This is a genomic window from Methylobacterium sp. 142-1Y, from assembly GCF_057747795.1.
This window is the reverse complement of record NZ_CM173224.1, coordinates 4,468,360-4,484,674: the sequence shown is the minus strand read 5'-3', so window position 1 is coordinate 4,484,674 and position 16,315 is coordinate 4,468,360. Positions and strand designations below refer to the sequence as shown.

Here is a 16,315-nt window from a genome sequence, read left to right as displayed (position 1 = left end):
ACACGAGATGAAGCCCTTCCTGATGGCGGCGCTCGCCGCCAGCGTGTCCTTCGCAAGTCTTTCCTCGGCAGGAGCAGCGCTTGCACAGGACACGACCGCCGGCGACACCAAGGCCAAGGTCGACAACCTGGAGAAGCTCGGCAGCTTCAAGCAGACCGGCGTCGCCGAGCCGCCGCCGATCCCGCAGACCGGCCGGCGCGCCGACGCGATCAACCGCACCCTCCAGAAGATCAAGCTGCCGGACGGGTTCAAGATCGAGCTCTACGCCGTGGTGCCGGATGCCCGCGCCATGGCGGTCGGCCCGAATGCCGGCGTGGTCTTCGTCGGCACCCGCAAGTCGAAGATGTACACGGTCACCGACCGCGACAAGGACCGGGTCGCCGACGAGGTCAAGGTCTACGCCCCCGGCGTCGACTTCAAGATCCCGAACGGCGTCTGCTTCTCCCGCGACGGCGTGCTGACGGTGGTGGAGCAGAACCGGATCCTGGCCTTCCCGGCGGCCGAGTTCTTCTACGAGGGCACGGACGGCCCGGCGGTCGTGGTGGTCAAGCAGGGCGAGCTGATCCCCCCTAGCGAGGAGAGCTACAACCACACCGCCCGGATGTGCCGCATCGGGCCGGACGGCAAGCTCTACGTCTCGCTCGGCCAGCCCTACAACGTGCCGCCCAAGGACAAGGCCGACCTCTACGCCAAGACCGGCATCGGCGGCATCATCCGCATGGATGCCGACGGCAAGAACCGCGAGGTCTACGCCACCGGCATCCGCAACTCGGTCGGCATGGACTTCGCCTCCGACAAGACGCTGTGGTTCACCGACAACCAGGTCGACGGCATGGGCGACGACCAGCCGCCGGGCGAACTGAACCAGATCACCAAGCCGGGCCAGAATTTCGGCTTCCCGTGGTACGGCGGCGGCGGCGTCCGCACGGTCGAGTACAAGGACGACAAGGTCCCGGCTGACGTCGTGCCGCCGAAGGCGGAACTCCCGCCCCACGCCGCCGATCTCGGCATGATCGTCTACAAGGGCAAGCAATTCCCGGAGAAGTATCGCGGCGGCATCTTCACCGCCGAGCACGGCTCCTGGAACCGCACCACGCCGATCGGCGCCCGGGTGATGTACGTACCGGTCAACAAGGACGGCACCGCCGGCAAGCCCGAGCCCTTCGCCGAGGGCTGGCTGACCGAGGGCGGCGAGTATCTCGGCCGCCCGGTCGACGTCGCGACGCTGCCCGACGGCTCGCTGCTCGTCTCCGACGACACGGCCGGCGCGATCTACCGCATCTCCTACGAGAAGTAGGTTCTTTCGGAGTTGGGGCGGCGCTGCCGCCCCGCTCCCCTCCAGGAGATGCTCATGACCCGCACCCTCGCCCTCCTGCTCCTTCTCGGCGCGACCGTGCCGGCCGCCGCCGGCGACGCCAAGGCCGGCCGGGCCAAGGCGGTGGGCTGCCAGGCCTGCCACGGCCTCGACGGCCTCTCGAAGCTGCCCGACGCGCCGAACCTCGCCGGCCAGGTCGAGCCGTACCTCGTCAAGGCCCTGACCGAGTTCCGCAACGGGACCCGGAAGAACGAGGTCATGTCGGTGGCGGCGCAGGATCTGTCGGATGCCGATATTGCGAACCTGGCGGCGTATTACAGCGGCATCCAGATCGACGTGATTCCGCCGGGGTGAGCGGTTCCCGTGAGTCCGTTCATCAATGCCGTTCGAATCCACGCAATCCTTCCCACCCACGACCTCATCCTGAGGAGCGAACGGAGTGAGCCTCCAAGGAGGGCTCCAGAAACCACTGTGACTCCTGGAGGTCTCCTTCGAGGTCAGCCGATTTTCAATCGGCTAACACCTCAGGATGAGGTCGTGGGTGGGAGCAATTGCGAGAAGCAGTCGGCAGGCCGCAGGCGCTGAAGCCGGCCGAGCCGGTGCGCTACACCCCCACTCGCCCGATCACCGCCACCGGCCCGCCGCCATCCGGCCCCTGGTGCTCCGCGCCGCCCGACACGAACAGGTCCGTCCGCCCGATCGCCGCCGCCGCCACGCCTCCGACCAGGGCGCGGGCGTGGCGGGTGGCATTGATGTCGCTGTCGTCGTTCATGATGTGGCGTTGCCCGCGGATCAGCCCGTCGCCGGTCGGCTCGGCCTTGGCGAGCAGGGCGACGACGCGCTCGGACGCCTCGGGCGGGAGCTGGCCGCCCGTCGGCAGGCCGAGATCGGCCAGCGCCCCCTGGATCGCCGAAAAATCGATCCCGTCGCGCATGACCCGATGGGCGATGCGCAAGGGTCCGCTCCAGCCCGGCGCATTGCCGAGCACGATGACCTCGTTGCGCATCAGCTCGATCCCCGCCGAGGCGCTGGCGCGGCCGGAATAGAGGTCGGTGCGGGTGCCGATGACGGAATCGTCGAGCGCTGCTTCGGGAATCTCACCGAGCGCCAGCCCGATACCGAGCGCCGAGGCGCCGCGGGACAGGCCCATCGACGCGTAGGTGTCATGGGTGGCGACAGGCTCGCCCCGGGCGGCGGCCTCCTGGATTCGGGCGCTGGTGAGGAGCGGGCATTTCACCTGCACGAAATGCACGTCCTCCCCGTCGGCGAGGCCCGCCGTCGCCATGGCGCGGCGCACGGCGGCGGCGGTGGCGCGGACCTGCGCCATGCGGCCGATCTGTTCGGGCAGAAAGTCGTCCGTGAAGGCGGTGCCGACCGCGAGCGCCTTGCCATCGGCCGCCTTCACCTCGCCGGCCGGCCCCTCGCGCCGGGCGACGATCAGCAGGTGGGGCGAGAGCCCGCCCTCGGTGCCGCCGGACATCACGAGGGCGACCCGGGCGCCGACCACGGCCGGCGAGACGCCGAGGCGGGCGGCCAGCGCCGCTTCCAGCGCCATCACGGCGAGCGGCCGGGTGAAATCGTTGACGCAGCCATTGCCCTCGGTCTTGCCGAACAAAGCCACGATCTCGTCGGGAGCCACGGTGCCGGCCTCGATCAGGGCCTCGAGCCCCGACACGTCGGCGGGGTGGCGGGTCGGCACGCGGAAGACGAGGCATTCGGGCATCGGGAACTCTCGGGGGCTGCCGTCGACGGGGCCGGGCGGCGCGACGGCCGGCGCCCGCCCTTGCAAATGCGCCGCCACCCTGCCCGACGATGCTGCGCCGCCACAAGCCTGGCCATAACTGCGCCACCCGGGTAGCCGCACCGGGGGCGGATGCGCTAGTCTTGCCTCCCGCGCCCGGGAGGTCCTAGAACCCGATGCCGATACCGTTGAGCCGCACCCGGCCCGCCGTGTCCGCACGGGCCTCCCTGCCGTCCCGGACCGAAATGTCCGGCGGATGAGCTTCGTTTCGCCTCTGCCCGGCGGCTCCCCGCAGCGGGTGCTGATCTACTCGCACGACACGTTCGGGCTCGGCCATTTGCGCCGGGCGCGGGCGATCGCGCACGCCCTGGTGGCCGGGGCGCCGGAGCGGCGGGTGGTGATCCTGTCCGGCTCGCCGGTGAGCCACGCCTTCCGCTTCGCCCCCGGGGTGAGCTGCCGGCGCCTGCCCGGGGTGACCAAGCTCGCCAGCGGCGAGTACCAGAGCCTCGGTCCCGGCCACGGCCTCGGCGAGGTGGTGGCGACCCGCGCCGCCCTGATCCGCCACGTCGCCGAGCGCTTCGATCCCGACCTCTTCCTCGTCGACAAGGAGCCGGCGGGCTTCCACGGCGAGGTGCTGCCGACGCTCCACCGCCTGAAGGCCCGGGGCTGCCGGCTGGTGCTGGGCCTGCGCGACGTCCTCGACGATCCGGATTTGCTGGCGCCCGAATGGGAGCGCAAGGGCGCGCTCGCGGTGCTGCCGCTCTACGATTCGCTCTGGGTCTACGGCCTGCGGGAGATCTACGCCCCCCTCGACGGGCTGGCGCTGCCGGGGGGCGTCGCGGAGCGCCTGACCTATACCGGCTATCTCCGCCGCGAAGCGCCCGATGCAGCGCTGCCGGACGAGACGGCCGAGGAGCCGTTCCTCCTCGTCACGCCGGGCGGCGGCGGCGACGGGGTCGAGCTGGTCGAGGCGGTGGTGCGGGCCTACGAGGCGCACCCCATCGCCCACCGGGCGCTGGTCGTGTTCGGCCCGTTCTTTCCGCCCGCCGAGCAGGCCGACTTGAGCGCCCGCATCGCGGCCCATCCGCATCTCGCCTCCCTCGATTTCGACGCGCGGCTGGAGCGGCTGATGCGCCGGGCCGCCGGCGTGGTGGCGATGGGCGGCTACAACACCTTCTGCGAGATCCTGTCCTTCGACCGCCCGGCCCTGATCCTGCCGCGGGTGCGGCCCCGGCGCGAGCAGCTGATCCGGGCGCGGGCCGCCGCCCGGCTCGGCCTCGTCGGCGTCATCGAGCCCGGGGAGGACGAGGATACCGGCCGCATGGCCGCGGCCCTCGACACCCTGCCCGACCGGCCGACCCCGTCGGCCCGGCCGATCCCCGGCCTCCTCGACGGCCTGACGGCGATCCGCCGCCTCGCCGCCGCCGCCGACACCCGTTGCGTGGCCGCCGAGTAAGCGACCCTGATCCATGCCTCCGCTCCGCATCGCCGTCCTGGTCAAGGGCTACCCGCGCCTGTCCGAGACCTTCATCGCCCAGGAACTTCTGGGGCTCGAGGCGCGGGGCCTCGACCTCGCGATCTGGTCGCTGCGCCAGCCGCATGACGGCGCCGTGCACCCGATGCACCGGCAGATCCGCGCCCCCGTCGCCTACCTGCCGGAATACCTCTACCAGGCGCCGTGGCGGGTGCTGCGCGGCGCCCTCTCGGCCCTGGGGCAGCCGGGTCTGTGGCCCCTTTTGAAGCTCGTTCGGCGCGACCTCGCCCGCGATTGTACGCCCAATCGCGGCCGGCGACTCGGCCAGGCGCTGGTGCTCGCCCGCGAGCTGCCGGCGGAGATCGGCCACGTCCACGTGCATTACCTGCACACCCCGGCCTCGGTGGCGCGCTACGCCGCCCTCCTGAGCGGGCGGAGCTGGAGTGCGTCCGCCCACGCCAAGGACATCTGGACCACGCCGGATTGGGAGCTGGCGGAGAAGCTCGACGATGCGCGGCTCGCCTTCGCGGTGACCTGTACGGCGTCCGGCGCCGCGCGGCTGCGCGAGGTGGCGGGCGATCCGGGCCGGGTTTCCCTCGTCTATCACGGCCTCGACCTGTCGCGGTTTCCCGCGCCCCCGGAGAGCCGCCCGGCCCGGGACGGCTCGGACCCGGCCGATCCCTTGCGCCTCGTCACCGTCGGCCGGGCCGTGGCGAAGAAGGGCTTCGACGACCTCCTCGACGCGCTCGCCGCCCTTCCCCCCGACCTGCATTGGCGCCTCGCCCATATCGGCAGCGGCGAGGCGCTGGCCTCCTTGCGCGACAAGGCCGCCGCCCTCGGCCTGTCGCAGAAGGTGATTTTTCTCGGCTCCAAGCCCCAGCCCGAGGTCGTGGCGCTGATGCGCGAGGCCGACCTGTTCGTGCTGCCGGCCAAGCGTGCTCCCTCCGGCGACCGCGACGGGCTGCCCAACGTCATCATGGAGGCGGCCTCGCAGGGCCTCGCCGTCATCGCCACCGACTTCGCCGGCATCCCGGAATTCCTGCGCGACGGGGTCGAGGGACGGCTGGTGCCGCCGGGCGACTGGGGGGCGCTCTCGAACGCCATCAACCTCCTCGCCCGCGACCCCGCCGGGCGGGCGCACCTCGCCGCGGCGGCGCTCGCCCGCCTGCGGTCGGAATTCGGCGCCGAGGCCGGGTTCGAGACGGTGGCCCGGCTCCTGCGGGACGCCGCGGGGCGATGAGCCGGGTCGCCTTCTACGCGCCGCTCAAGGCCCCGGATCACCCGGTGCCCTCCGGCGAGCGCACGATGGCGCGGCTGCTCCTGCGGGCGCTGGCGGCGGCCGGATTCGCGCCGGATCTCGCCAGCCGCTTGCGCACCCGCGATGCCGACGGGACGCGGCATCCGGGCTTGAAGGCGGAATCCCTGGCGGAGGCCGAGCGCCTGGTCGCGGCCTACCGGGCCGATCCGCCCGCCCTGTGGTTCACCTATCACGTCTACTACAAGGCGCCGGACTGGATCGGCCCGGCGGTGTCGCGGGCGCTCGGCATCCTCTACGTGGTGGCGGAGGGCTCGCGGGCGCCGAGGCGCGCCCATGGCCCGCACGCCCTCGGCCATGCCGGCGCCGAGGCGGCCCTCGACGCCGCCGACCTGATCCTCGTCATGAACCGCCGCGACCGGCCGGCCTTGGAAGCGGCGCGGCCGACGGGACAGGTGCTCGCCGAGTTGCCGCCGTTTCTCGATCCGGGCGACTGGCTGCTGCCCGTGCAGCCTTGTTCCGTCGACGAGCCGAGCCGAGATCGGCGCGGGATCTCCTCTCCCCGCGGGCGGGGAGAGGGCTGTGTTCCTGTCCAGGGAACGCAGCGAGGCGCAGCCGAGGGTGAGGGGGAATTTCCGGAGGAGTCTCATCCGTCGAGACCCCCTCGCTCCGGCTTCGCCTGCGCTCACTTCATCGACGACAAGGTCGATGAAGCCCTCTCCCCACCCGCGGGGAGAGGAGAGACCCCGCGCCTCGTTCTTCCCCGAACGGCCCTGTCCATCGCGAACTCGCCCGCCCCCCTGCGCCTCCTCACCGTCGCGATGATGCGGGAGGGCGACAAGCTCGCCTCCTACCGCCTTCTTGCCGAAGCGCTGGCGCAGCTCGGCGATCGTTCTTGGACCCTCGACGTGGCCGGCGACGGCCCGGCGGCAGCGGAAGTCGCGTCCCTGCTCGCCCCCTTCGGCGACCGGGTGCGACGCCACGGCGCCGTGCCGCCCGCCGGCCTCTCGGCCCTCTACGCCGCCGCCGACCTCCTGGTCTGGCCGGCCGTGAACGAGGCCTACGGCATGGCGCTGCTGGAGGCGCAGGCCCATGGCTGCCCGGTGGTGGCCGGCGGCTACGGCGGGGTACCGGACGTGGTGCGGGACGGCGTGACCGGCCGGGTGACGCCGCCGGGCGACGTTTCGGCCTTCACCGCCGCGATCCGCGACCTCGCCGGGGCGCCCGGGACCCTCGCGGCGATGCAAGGCGCCGCCCTCGCCTTCGCCCGCGAGGAGCGCGGCCTGATCGCCGCCGCCGCCCGCCTGCGCGCGGCGCTCGGCCCCCTGCTCCGGGAGCGCGCATGACCCGGATCCTGATCGCCGTCACCCACCTCCTCGGGGCCGGGCACCTCACCCGGGCGGCGTCCCTGGCGCGGGCCTTCGCGGAGGCCGGCCACACCGTGACGCTCGTCTCCGGCGGCATGCCGGTAGCGCTGCCGCGCCTCGACGGCATCCGCCTGGTGCAGCTGCCGCCGGTGCGGATCACCGGCACCGCCTTCACGGCGCTCCTCGACCCGGAGGGCACGCCGGTGACACCGGAGCGCCTGGCGGCCCGCCGCCAGACCCTGCTCGCCGCCGTCGCTGAGGCCGCGCCGGACGCGGTCATCACCGAACTCTACCCGTTCGGCCGCCGGGTGCTGGCGCCGGAATTCGAGACCCTGGTCGCGGTCGTGCAGGCGGCCTCGCCGCGCCCCCTGTTGCTGGCCTCGATCCGTGACATCCTGGCGACCCCGAGCCGGCGTGACCGGATCGCCGCCACCCATGCCCGCCTCGAGGCTTACGACGCCGTTCTGGTCCACGGCGATCCGGCCTTCCTGCCGCTGGACGCCTCCTGGCCGGTCGAGGCGACGGTGGCGGCGCGCTTGCGCTATACCGGCTACGTCGACGAGGCCGAGACCGTCCCGGCGCCGGGCGGTCCCCGCTCCGGCATCGTGGTCTCGGGCGGCTCCAGCGCCGCCGGGCTGCCGCTGCAGGAGGCGGCGGTCGCGGCCGCACACCTCACCCCCGCCCTGTCCTGGCGCATCCTCGTCGGCCGCGCGGTGCCCGAGCCCGCTTTCGCGGCACTGGCGGCGGCCGCGCCCGCGAACGCGGTCGTCGAACGGGCGCGGCCCGATTTCCGCGCCCTGCTGTCGCGGGCCGCCCTCTCGGTCAGCCAGGCCGGCTACAACACGGTGCTGGATCTCCTGCACGGGGGCTGCCCGGCCCTGCTGGTGCCGTTCGAGGCCGGCCAGGAGACCGAGCAGCGCCGGCGCGCCGAGACCCTGGCGGCCCACGGCCTCGCGCGGGTGCTGCCGGAGAGCGAGCTGACGGCGGAACGCCTGGCGCAGGCGGTCCTGGCCGCACCCCTGCGGGCCACGGACCACGCTATCGCCCGCGACGGGGCGCGGCGGAGCGTGGCGATCGTCGAGGGGATGCTGGCTGGCGTCGATGCAGATGTCCAACGTGGCCGGATGACACTCTTCCCCTCCCCCTTGTGGGGAGGGGTCAGGGGTGGGGGTGGTGCAGGAGGCACCGCAATGCTCTATCCGGCACCACCCCCACCCCTAGCCCCTCCCCACAAGGGGGAGGGGAAAGTGCCCTTCCTTGCCACCAATCTCGACTTGAATCCATTGATCGACGCCCTCGCCCGCGCCACGGACGAAGGCCGTACCACCCTTCTCTGGTGGCGCGACGACGACGCGGTCGCCCACACCCCCGCCCTCGACCGCCTGCTCGCGCTCGCCGCCCGGACCGGCTGGCCGGTGGCGCTCGCCGCGGTGCCGGCCCGGGCCGCGCCGTCGCTGGCGGCGCGTCTCGCCGACGAGGCCCGGGTCGATCTCCTGGTCCACGGCCTCGCCCATGCCAACCACGCCCCGATCGAGGCCAAGAAGGCGGAGTTCGGCCCGCATCGCCCCCTCGCCGCGCTGGAGGCCGACGCGGCGGAAGCCCTGCTCCTCGCGACAGCCCGCCTCGGCCCCCGCCTGCTGCCGGTGCTGGTCCCGCCCTGGAACCGCATCGCCCCCGCCTTCCCCGAGGCCCTGCCGGCTCTCGGGTACCGCGGCCTCTCGGCGGCCAGCCCCCTGCCCCCGGTGCCCGGGCTCGTGCAGGCCCACGCCGCGATCGATCCGATCGCCTGGCGCGCCGGTGGCGGGCTGGCCGACCCGGCCTGGGTGATCGCCCGCGCCGCCCGGGCGGTGGCGGAGGGCGGCCCGGTCGGGCTCCTCACCCACCATCTGGTGCAGGACGACGCGACCTGGGAGTTCTGCGAACGCCTCCTCGACCGTCTCGCAACTCATGTTGCGATAGATCGGGCTTCGCGAATATCGCGGGCCGCCACTTTGTTTGCGCCCCCGCCGTCGCCCGTGTCACAAACGGACCCTATCTTCCCTTGAAGATCCGGGGATGCCCCCCGAGAGGACCGCACGGCACCAGGATGACGGCACCGCTCCTGTCGATCCGCGACCTCACGGTCGATTTCACCACCGATACCGGCTCGTTCCGGGCGGTGGACGGCCTGTCCCTCGACGTGCCGGCGGGCCGCACCGTGGCCCTCGTCGGCGAGTCGGGCTCGGGCAAGTCGGTCACCGCTCAGGCCATCCTGCAGATCCTGCCCAAGGTCGCCCGGATCACCGGCGGCGGCATACGCCTCCAGGACCCGTCCGGTCCCGCCGGCGGCACCGACATCGCGATGCTGAAGGCCGATTCCGCCCGGATGCAAGCCTTGCGCGGCGGGCGGATCGCGATGATCTTCCAGGAGCCGATGACCTCGCTGTCGCCGCTCCACACGGTCGGCGATCAGGTCACCGAGGCCCTGCGGCTGCATGCCGACGTCTCGGCCGACCAGGCCAAGGCGCGGGCGGTCGAGGTGTTCGACCGTGTCGGATTCCCCGATCCGAAGCGGGCGCTCGTCACCTACCCGTTCGAATTGTCGGGGGGCCTGCGCCAGCGTGCGATGATCGCCATGGCGCTGATCACCAAGCCCGCCCTCCTCATCGCCGACGAGCCGACGACCGCCCTCGACGTGACGACCCAGGCCCAGATCCTGGAACTGATGCGCGAGCTGCAGGCCGAGACCGGCATGGCGATGCTGCTCATCACCCATGATCTCGGGGTGGTGGCCAACATGGCCGACGACGTGGTGGTGATGTATCGCGGCCGGGTGATGGAGGCGGGCTCGCGCGAAGAGATCTTCCGCCGTCCCGGCCACCCCTACCTGAAGGCGCTGATGCGGGCGGTGCCGCGCTTCCACATGGCGCCCGGCGAGCGCCTGACCCCGATCCGCGAGGTGAAGAGCGCGGTGCTCGCCCGCAAGGCCGGCGAGCCGCATCGGCCCGATCCGGCCGGGCCGCTTCTCGCCATCGAGGGGGTGCGCAAGTCCTTCACCCTGCGCTCGGGCTGGTTCAAGGGAAAGACCCGCACGATCAACGCCGTCAACGGCGTGTCCCTGAGCCTTCATCCGGGCCGGACTCTGGGCCTCGTCGGCGAGTCGGGCTGCGGCAAGACCACACTCTCGAAGGTGGTGATGCGGGCTTTGCGTCCCGATGCCGGCACCGTCACCTTCGACGACGGGTCGGGCCGCGGGCCTCGCGACGTCTTCGCCCTCAAGGACCGGGAGCTGAAGGATTTCCGCCGCGCGGTGCAGTTCGTGTTCCAGGACCCGTTCTCGTCGCTCAACCCGCGGATGACGGTCTACGAACTGCTGACCGAGCCCCTGCGCATCCACGGTGTCGGCAGCTCGGACGAGCGCTACGAGCGGGCCAAGGAACTCCTGGACATGGTCGGGCTCGACCAGTCTTCGCTGCGCCGCTACCCGCACGCCTTCTCGGGCGGCCAGCGCCAGCGCCTCGGCATCGCCCGGGCACTGGCCCTCAAGCCCCGGGTCTTGCTCTGCGACGAGCCGGTCTCGGCCCTCGACGTCTCGGTCCAGGCCCAAGTTCTCAACCTGCTGAAGGACCTCCAGGCGAGCCTCGGCGTGTCCTACCTGTTCGTCTCGCACAACCTCGCGGTGGTCGACTACATCGCCGACACCATCGCCGTCATGTGCCGGGGCTACATCGTGGAGGAGGCGCCGAAGGAGGCGCTCTTCAAGAACCCCGCCCATCCCTACACGAGGGCGCTTCTGGCCGCCGTGCCCGAACCCGATCTCGACCACCCCCTCGACCTGAAGCTGCTGATGAGCGACCGCTTCTCCGATCCGGCGAGCTGGCCCGAGCCCTACCGCCTCACCGGCGGCGCGGCCGGGACCATGACCGAGATCGAGCCCGGGCATTGCGTCCGGGTCGCCGGGCAGGTGCTCCGGCAGGCCGCCTGACCTTTTTCCGAGAGACGACCTTTTCCAAGAGACCCCGTTTTTCCAAGAGACCCCGATGTCCCAAGGCGCCGCCCTCCGTCCCCACCCCTTCGTCGAGCGGCTGCGCCGCCGCTTCCTCGGCCGCCTGTTCGACCGGCTCGGCTACGACCTCGTCCCGGCGGTGTCCGACTGGAACCATCGCCCGCTCTCCGGTCCGGAGACCGAGGCGCTGATCGCAGGCGCCGCCGCGCGTCTCGATGCCGACCTCGCCGCCTCCGGCCTGTCGCTGCCCGGCGGAGCGGGGCCTGCCGTCGCGACCTTCTGGGACCTGATCGCGACGGCCCCGGTGGCGCAGAAGCGGGGCGGCAACGGCTTCAACGGCGCGCTCCAGCTCTACGTGCTGATGCGCGCGCTCAACCCCGAGGTGATCGTCGAATCGGGCGTGTTTCGCGGCCTCACCACCTGGGTGATGCGCCAGGCCTGCCCGCAGGCCGAGATCTTCTGCTTCGATCCCGACCTGTCCGGCCTGCGCTACCGCGATGCCCGCGCGCATTACCACGGCGGCGACTGGTCGGCGGCGCGCCTGCCGCGTCTCGAGGCGGACCGGGCGGTCGGGTTCTTCGACGACCATATCAGCCAGGCCCGGCGAGTGCTGGAGGCCCGCGAGCGCGGCCTGACGCGGCTGATCTTCGACGACGACGCGGCGGCCCACCGACTCCACGCCCACGGGGGCCCCGCCTTCCCGACCATCGCGATGCTGACCGCCCCCCGCACCGGCGAGCCGGTGCGCTGGCGTCGCAACGGCCGGGAATTCGTCTACCGGCCGGACGACCCGGAGGCGCAAGCGGCGCGTGCTGCGATCGCCGCCACCCACGCCTTCGACGACCTGCACGCCGCGACCGGCTACTCGCCCACCCGCCTCACCTGGGTGCGCCTGCACGGGAGGGACGGGACATGACGATTGGGGTCCGACGTCTATTCAAGAACGCGACGGCTGTTGAACCCTCCCCCCTCTGCGGGGGAGGGTGGCCTACGGAGCAGGCCGGGAGAGGGAAACCCCGCCTCCGGAAAATTCCGAGCCGTTCTGAAGGGCGCCCGCTGGATCGGCCTCGCGCTGCCCCTCTCCCGGCCCCCTCCGGGGGCCACCCTCCCCCGCAGAGGGGGGAGGGTTGGTGGTGCGGCGCCGTCCTGTCCGTTCTGCTGCCGCTCCTTGCCTCCCCTGCCCTCGCGGCCGAATCCCCCTCCGACCGCCTGCCCAGGCAACCCCTGGTCGTCGAGTCCACCACCCAAGGCCGCCAGATCGGCAAACCCGGCGGCGACGTGGTCACCCTGGTCTCGAAGGCCCGGGACATCCGCTACATCTCGACCTACAGCTATACCCGCGTCGTCGGCTACGACGAGACCCTGGCGATCAAGGCCGACATCCTCGAAAAATTCGAGAACGACGGCGACCGGATCTATACCTTCACCTTGCGCGAGGGCCATCGCTGGTCCGACGGCCAGCCCTTCACGGCGGAAGATTTTCGCTACTGGTGGGAAGACGTCGCCCTCAGCAAGGATTTGAGCCCGTCCGGCCCGCCGGAATTCATGATGGTCGACGGGCAGCCGCCGCGCTTCGAGGTGATCGATCCGCTGCACGTCCGCTTCACCTGGGACAAGCCGAATCCACGCTTCCTGCCGGAACTGGCCTCGCCGCGCGATCCCTTCATCTACCGGCCGGCGCATTACCTGAAGAAGTTCAACCCGCGCTACACGCCGAAGGCCGAGATCGAGCCGCTGGTGAAGCAGGCGAAGGTCAAGGGCTGGGCGGCGCTCCACAACCGGCTCGACGCGATGTTCGAGCAGACCAACCCGGACCTGCCGACGCTCCAGCCCTGGCGCGTCACCAACACCGCGCCGGCGGCCCGCTTCGTCTTCGTGCGCAACCCCTATTACCATCGGGTCGACGCCAACGGACAGCAACTGCCCTATATCGACAAGGTCTTCATGGATGTCGCGGCCGGCGGGCTGCTCGCCGCCAAGGCCAATGCCGGCGAGGCCGACCTCTTGTTTCGCGGCCTCAACATGGAGGACATCCCGATCCTGCGCGAGGGCGAGCGCGCCAAGGGCTACCGCACCCATCTCTGGCCGACCGCCCGCGGCTCGGAACTGGCGCTCTACCCCAACCTGACGGTGACCGATCCGGTCTGGCGCACCCTCAACCGCGACCTGCGCTACCGCCGGGCGCTCTCGCTCGCCATCGACCGGCGCACGCTCAACAACGCCCTGCTGTTCGGGCTGGGCACCGAGGGCAACGACACGGTCATCGAGAAGAGCCCGCTCTACAAGCCGGAATACCGCACGCTCCACGCCGACTACGATCCGGCGCAGGCCTCCCGCCTCCTCGACGAGATCGGGCTGACAGAGCGCAACGGCGCCGGCATCCGCCTGCTGCCCGACGGGCGCGAACTGGAGATCGTGGTCGAGACCGACGGCGAGAGCAGCATGCTCACCGACGGGCTGACCCTGATCTCGGAATTCTGGCGCGAGATCGGCGTCAAGCTGTTCGTCAAGCCGCAGGACCGCACGGTCCTGCGCAACCGCGCCTATTCCGGCGCCGCCGTGATGGTGGCGGCGCAAGGGCTCGACCTGGCGATGCCGACCGCCGAGATGTCGCCCGACGAATTGGCGCCAGTCCACCAGGACACCTATGCCTGGCCGAAATGGGGCCAGTACGTCGAGACGCGGGGCAAGGAAGGCGAGCCCTGCGACATCCCCGCGGCGAAGGTGCTGATCGACCTCAACGCGCGCTGGATGGCGACCGCGGACAATGCCGAGCAGGCCAAGATCTGGGGCGAGATGCTCCAGAACCGGGCCGAGAACCAGTGGGTGATCGGCACCGTCTCGGGCGCGCTCCAGCCGGTGGTCGCCAAGACCCGGCTCCTCAACGTGCCCGACAAGCAGACCTACAGCTGGAAGCCGACCGCGTTGATCGGGATCTACCGCATGGACCAGTTCTTCTGGGGGCCGAACCCGAAGGAGGCCTCGCGGTGATCCGCTACCTCGCCCGCCGCCTCCTCACCATGGCGGTCACGCTGCTCATCATCTCCGCCCTCGTCTTCGTCATCATCAAGCTGCCGCCGGGCGACTTCCTCACCAATCAGATCGCCGAATTGCGCTCGCAGGGCGAGGCGGCGTCCGTCGCCAAGGCGCAGTTCCTGATGCAGCAATACGGCCTCGACCGCCCGGTCTGGGAGCAGTACCTGCGCTGGATCGGGCTCTGGCCCAACCCGGAAGGTGCCTTCAACGGCCTGATCCAGGGCAATTGGGGCTGGTCGTTCGAGTATGACCGGCCGGTGCGCGAGGTGGTGGGCGACGCGCTCTGGCTGACGCTCGTCGTCAACCTGGCGGTGGTGATCTTCGTCCACCTGGTGTCGATCCCGATCGCCCTCTACTCGGCGACGCGGCAATACTCGATCGGCGATTACGTGGCGACCTTCGTCGGCTATATCGGGCTCGCCACGCCGTCCTTCCTGCTGGCGCTGGTGATGCTGTTCTACGCCAACCGCTGGTTCGGGGTGTCGATCGGCGGGCTCTACGACAGCGCCTATTCGGGCCTGCCCTGGACCTGGGAGAAGGTGCGCTCGCTCATGGCCCATCTCGTCGTCCCGACCCTGGTGATCGGGCTGGGCGGCACCGCCGCGATGATCCGGCGGATGCGCGCCAACCTCCTCGACGAACTGGGCAAGCAATACGTCGTGACGGCGCGCGCCAAGGGCCTGCCGCCGACCCGGGCGCTGATCAAGTATCCGTTCCGGATGTCGCTGAACCCGTTCATCGCCGATATCGGCAACCTCCTGCCCCATCTCATCTCGGGCTCGGTGCTGGTGTCGCTGGTGCTCAGCCTGCCGACCGTCGGGCCGATCCTGCTCGCCGCCCTCAAGAGCCAGGACCAGTTCCTGGCCGGCTTCATCCTGATGTTCGTGGCGATGCTCACGGTGATCGGCATGCTGATCTCCGACCTGCTGCTCGCCTGGCTCGATCCGCGCATCCGCCTCGGAGGGGACGGTCGATGAGTCTGGAATTGCGGGACCGGCCGCACCACTTCGTCGATACCGCCCCCTTCGACCCCGGCCGCACCGAGCCGGTGGGCGCGGAGAGCAGCGCCGTCGACCGTGCCTCGTCCTGGCGCCTGACCTGGTGGAAGTTCCGCAAGCACCGGGTGGCGGTGGCGGCGGGGCTGATCCTGATCGTCTTCTACGCGCTGATCCCCTTCGTCGAGGTGATCGCGCCCTACAACCCGTCCAAGCGCCACGGCGATTACCTGTACGCGCCGCCCCAGTCCATCCACCTGTTCCACGAGGGCCGATGGGTCGGGCCCTACACCCATCCCTACCACTTCACCTTCGACATCGAGAGCTTCCAGCGCAAGTACACGGTCGATCGCACGGTCGTGCAGCGCTTGCGCTTCTTCTGCCGCGACGAGGGTTATTCCTTCTGGGGCCTGGTCGATACCGACTGGCACCTGGTCTGTCCGCCGAAGGACGGGACGATGTTCCTGCTCGGCACCGACCGGCTCGGGCGAGACCTGCTCTCGCGGATCATTTCGGGCACCCGGATCTCGCTCACCGTCGGCCTCGTCGGCATCGCGGTGTCCTTCGCTCTCGGGCTGTTCTTCGGCGGGCTCGCCGGCTATCTCGGCGGCTGGGTCGACAACCTGATTCAGCGCGTGATCGAGATCCTGCGCTCGCTGCCCGAATTGCCGCTCTGGCTCGCGCTCTCGGCGGCGCTGCCGCCGAACTGGAGCCCGATCCTGGTCTTCTTCGGCATCACGCTGATCCTCGGCCTCCTCGACTGGCCGGGCCTCGCCCGCGCCGTGCGCTCGAAGCTGCTGGCGCTCCGCGAGGAGGATTACGTCCGCGCCGCCGAGCTGATGGGGGCCTCGAAGAGCCGGATCATCGCCCGCCACCTGATCCCGAACTTCATGAGCCACCTGATCGCCTCGGCGACCCTGTCGATCCCCTCGATGATCCTGGGCGAGACGGCTCTGTCGTTCTTGGGCCTGGGCCTGCGCCCCCCGGTGACGAGCTGGGGCGTGCTGCTCAACGAGGCCCAGAACCTCGCGGCGGTGCAGCTCCATCCCTGGCTGCTGGCGCCGATCCTGCCGGTGGTGATCGTGGTGCTGGCCTTCAACTTCCTCGGCGACGGCCTGCGCGACGCGGCCGATCCCTACCATTAGGC

12 protein-coding genes are annotated in these 16,315 nt (G+C 71.2%); 11 read left to right on the top strand and 1 reads right to left on the bottom strand.

Annotated elements, in window-relative coordinates:
- The first annotated feature begins 7 nt into the window (after window positions 1–7).
- Together AC3AOF_RS20485 and AC3AOF_RS20480 are read left to right on the top strand one after the other, a co-directional pair.
- The gene (locus AC3AOF_RS20485) at window positions 8–1,297 is read left to right on the top strand and encodes a PQQ-dependent sugar dehydrogenase (RefSeq protein WP_488346343.1); all 1,290 of its coding nucleotides are present in this window, start codon (window positions 8–10) and stop codon (window positions 1,295–1,297) included.
- A 54-nt stretch (window positions 1,298–1,351) separates the two neighbouring features.
- Window positions 1,352–1,669: a c-type cytochrome gene (locus AC3AOF_RS20480; RefSeq protein ID WP_488346342.1), complete on the top strand. Its 318-nt coding sequence runs from the start codon at window positions 1,352–1,354 to the stop codon at window positions 1,667–1,669.
- A gap of 250 nt (window positions 1,670–1,919) precedes the next feature.
- On the opposite strand, the gene atzD is transcribed toward AC3AOF_RS20480, so the two are convergent.
- Complete coding sequence (gene atzD, locus AC3AOF_RS20475; protein WP_488346341.1) at window positions 1,920–3,038, bottom strand: cyanuric acid amidohydrolase; 1,119 nt, start codon at window positions 3,036–3,038, stop codon at window positions 1,920–1,922.
- Window positions 3,039–3,312: 274 nt separating this feature from the next.
- Here atzD and AC3AOF_RS20470 point away from each other — a divergent pair, with 274 nt between their 5' ends.
- From AC3AOF_RS20470 to AC3AOF_RS20430, 9 genes are all read left to right on the top strand, one after another.
- Entirely contained in the window at window positions 3,313–4,512 is a 1,200-nt protein-coding gene (locus AC3AOF_RS20470; protein ID WP_236989136.1) for a glycosyltransferase family protein, read from the top strand.
- Window positions 4,513–4,525: 13 nt separating this feature from the next.
- A complete protein-coding gene (locus AC3AOF_RS20465; RefSeq protein ID WP_488346340.1) occupies window positions 4,526–5,770 on the top strand; it encodes a glycosyltransferase in 1,245 nt (414 codons plus the stop codon).
- Window positions 5,767–7,131 carry a glycosyltransferase family 4 protein gene (locus AC3AOF_RS20460; protein WP_488346339.1) on the top strand — a complete coding sequence of 455 codons (1,365 nt, stop codon included), beginning with the start codon at window positions 5,767–5,769 and terminating at the stop codon, window positions 7,129–7,131. The genes AC3AOF_RS20465 and AC3AOF_RS20460 overlap by 4 nt, the downstream gene beginning before the upstream one ends.
- Window positions 7,128–9,197, top strand: coding sequence for a glycosyltransferase (locus tag AC3AOF_RS20455; protein ID WP_488346338.1), 2,070 nt, complete (start codon window positions 7,128–7,130; stop codon window positions 9,195–9,197). Before AC3AOF_RS20460 ends, AC3AOF_RS20455 begins: the two co-directional genes overlap by 4 nt.
- A gap of 41 nt (window positions 9,198–9,238) precedes the next feature.
- A complete protein-coding gene (locus AC3AOF_RS20450; RefSeq protein WP_488346337.1) occupies window positions 9,239–11,116 on the top strand; it encodes an ABC transporter ATP-binding protein in 1,878 nt (625 codons plus the stop codon).
- 55 nt (window positions 11,117–11,171) lie between these two features.
- Window positions 11,172–12,053, top strand: a complete 882-nt coding sequence (locus AC3AOF_RS20445) for a hypothetical protein (protein WP_488346336.1) — start codon at window positions 11,172–11,174, stop codon at window positions 12,051–12,053.
- A 239-nt stretch (window positions 12,054–12,292) separates the two neighbouring features.
- Window positions 12,293–14,128, top strand: a complete 1,836-nt coding sequence (locus AC3AOF_RS20440) for an ABC transporter substrate-binding protein (RefSeq protein WP_488349024.1) — start codon at window positions 12,293–12,295, stop codon at window positions 14,126–14,128.
- Window positions 14,125–15,150 carry an ABC transporter permease gene (locus AC3AOF_RS20435; protein WP_236989142.1) on the top strand — a complete coding sequence of 342 codons (1,026 nt, stop codon included), beginning with the start codon at window positions 14,125–14,127 and terminating at the stop codon, window positions 15,148–15,150. The genes AC3AOF_RS20440 and AC3AOF_RS20435 overlap by 4 nt, the downstream gene beginning before the upstream one ends.
- A complete protein-coding gene (locus tag AC3AOF_RS20430) occupies window positions 15,147–16,313 on the top strand; it encodes an ABC transporter permease (RefSeq protein WP_488346335.1) in 1,167 nt (388 codons plus the stop codon). The genes AC3AOF_RS20435 and AC3AOF_RS20430 overlap by 4 nt, the downstream gene beginning before the upstream one ends.
- The last annotated feature ends 2 nt before the right edge of the window (window positions 16,314–16,315 follow it).

Bases quoted from the DNA above. Each gene is read 5' to 3' on its own strand.
- AC3AOF_RS20485 (WP_488346343.1), top strand. From the start codon at position 8: ATGAAGCCCTTCCTGATGGCGGCGCTCGCCGCCAGCGTGTCCTTCGCA.
- AC3AOF_RS20480 (WP_488346342.1), top strand. From the start codon at position 1,352: ATGACCCGCACCCTCGCCCTCCTGCTCCTTCTCGGCGCGACCGTGCCG.
- atzD (WP_488346341.1), bottom strand. From the start codon at position 3,038: ATGCCCGAATGCCTCGTCTTCCGCGTGCCGACCCGCCACCCCGCCGAC.
- AC3AOF_RS20470 (WP_236989136.1), top strand. From the start codon at position 3,313: ATGAGCTTCGTTTCGCCTCTGCCCGGCGGCTCCCCGCAGCGGGTGCTG.
- AC3AOF_RS20465 (WP_488346340.1), top strand. From the start codon at position 4,526: ATGCCTCCGCTCCGCATCGCCGTCCTGGTCAAGGGCTACCCGCGCCTG.
- AC3AOF_RS20460 (WP_488346339.1), top strand. From the start codon at position 5,767: ATGAGCCGGGTCGCCTTCTACGCGCCGCTCAAGGCCCCGGATCACCCG.
- AC3AOF_RS20455 (WP_488346338.1), top strand. From the start codon at position 7,128: ATGACCCGGATCCTGATCGCCGTCACCCACCTCCTCGGGGCCGGGCAC.
- AC3AOF_RS20450 (WP_488346337.1), top strand. From the start codon at position 9,239: ATGACGGCACCGCTCCTGTCGATCCGCGACCTCACGGTCGATTTCACC.
- AC3AOF_RS20445 (WP_488346336.1), top strand. From the start codon at position 11,172: ATGTCCCAAGGCGCCGCCCTCCGTCCCCACCCCTTCGTCGAGCGGCTG.
- AC3AOF_RS20430 (WP_488346335.1), top strand. From the start codon at position 15,147: ATGAGTCTGGAATTGCGGGACCGGCCGCACCACTTCGTCGATACCGCC.